Here is a 1,927-nt window from a genome sequence, read left to right on the forward strand (position 1 = left end):
GTCATTCCCGCAACGATTCTGAGCGGGAATCTGGTTCTAACTGCTTGAAAAAACCATATTCCCGATAGAGACATTATGGACATTAAGCTGCGCTTTCGGGAATGACAAATGGTTTTGCAATTGGCTCGGTTAATATAATTTCTGATTGGACGTTCAACCAATGGTTATCCGGTTACTCCCCCGGATATTAATTGTCAAGCGGAAAGTTTGCTTTTTAAAAAATCTTTTACTGTATTCACTTGTTGCAAAATTAATTGCGGTTATTTACCAAAAGGGCTATGCATGCACAATATGAAAATGGAAAAGCGAATCGAAGCAATTAAAGCGGATATTACAAGACTTACGGTAGATGCGATCGTCAATGCCGCCAATAGTTCGCTGCTGGGCGGCGGGGGGGTGGATGGCGCGATCCACCGGGCCGCAGGGCCGGAGCTGCTCCGGGAATGCCGTTTGCTCAACGGCTGTAAAACCGGTCAGGCCAAACTTACGCGAGGCTATAAACTCCCGGCAAAGTATGTCATCCATACAGTGGGCCCCGTATGGCGGGGCGGAGTTGCCGGCGAGCCGGAATTACTGGCTTCGTGTTATGCCGAATGCCTGAGAATTGCGGCGGAAAAACAGCTAAAAACGCTGGCGTTTCCCGCAATCAGTTGTGGAATCTACGGCTATCCAGTGGAACAGGCGGTCCGGGTGGCCCTGAAGACCGTAGCTGAATTTTTAGAGACGGATGAGACGCTGGAGCGGGTGAGCTTCGTCTGCTTCAATGAACAGATCTTGGCGGCTTACCAAAAGCGCCTCAAGGAGCTGGGCTGGGAGGCCTCAATGAAATGAAGAAAAACGGCAAGCGCAAAAGAAGCCGCGAGAATCCCCGCTCCGGCAAAAAGGCGGGCCTTGCGCCCGGAACGCCTGTTTTTATCGGCGAGCGGAAACAGGACAAGACAAACATCAGCATTCTTGATTATTCCCGGGATCATCTTGAGGACATTCCCGAGGCGACCCTTGCTGATTGCGCGCGTTTCAGGATCGGCGACAACATTGCCTGGATTAATGTCAACGGCATCCATGACGTAAGTTTGATTCAGAATCTGGCAACTCTCTTCGGCCTTCATCCCCTGACCGCCGAAGATATCGCCAACACCAGCCAGCGCCCCAAGGTTGAAGAATTTGGCGATTACATATTTTTTGTCATAAAAATAATGACTTACTCGGAAGATACTGCCGCGATTGACTATGAAAATGTCAGCATCATCCTCGGCAAAAATTTTGTCCTCTCCTTTCGGGAGCGCGACAGCGATATCCTCGATCATCTGAAAGAGCGGATTCGCGCCGGCAAGGGGAGCATCCGCGGCGAAAAGGCGGATCATCTGGCATACGCCATCATGGATGCGGTGATAGACGAGTATTTTCTTGCCATCGAAAAAGTCGGCGATCATATTGAGGATCTCGATGACGAGATTCTGACGTCCTCCGGCGCCGTGGCGATGCAGAAGCTCCACCGCCTGAAATGGGAGGTTCTGTTTCTGCGCAAGGCCATCTGGCCGCTCCGGGAGGAAATTTCCGCCATTGCCAAAAGCGAATCGCCGCTGATCGGTGCTTCGACCAGAATCTTTCTCCGCGATCTTTACGACCATACAATCGAAATTATTGATATGGTGGAGACGTATCGCGACATCATCGGCGGCATGCACGACACGTTTTTGTCGAGCATCAGCAACCGGATGAACCAGGTCATGAAGGTGCTCACCATTATCGGTACAATTTTTATCCCGCTGACGTTCATTGCCGGCGTCTATGGGATGAACTTCGAATACATGCCGGAATTGAAATGGAAATGGGGTTATTTTACGCTTCTGGGGTTTATGGCGGCGCTTGTGATTATCATGCTGGCCCTTTTCAAAAGGCGCAAGTGGTTGTGAAAATAAGTTAT

The 1,927-nt window shown here is 50.3% G+C and carries 2 protein-coding genes; both read left to right on the forward strand.

From position 1 onward, the window contains the following. The first annotated feature begins 297 nt into the window (after nt 1-297). Nucleotides 298-831: an O-acetyl-ADP-ribose deacetylase gene (locus K0B01_14845; GenBank protein ID MBW6487420.1), complete on the forward strand. Its 534-nt coding sequence runs from the start codon at nt 298-300 to the stop codon at nt 829-831. Then, nucleotides 828-1,916 carry a magnesium/cobalt transporter CorA gene (gene corA, locus K0B01_14850; GenBank protein MBW6487421.1) on the forward strand — a complete coding sequence of 363 codons (1,089 nt, stop codon included), beginning with the start codon at nt 828-830 and terminating at the stop codon, nt 1,914-1,916. The genes K0B01_14845 and corA overlap by 4 nt, the downstream gene beginning before the upstream one ends. The last annotated feature ends 11 nt before the right edge of the window (nt 1,917-1,927 follow it).

This window comes from Syntrophobacterales bacterium (assembly GCA_019429105.1).
In the GTDB taxonomy this organism is placed as follows: Bacteria; Desulfobacterota; Syntrophia; order Syntrophales; family UBA5619; genus DYTH01.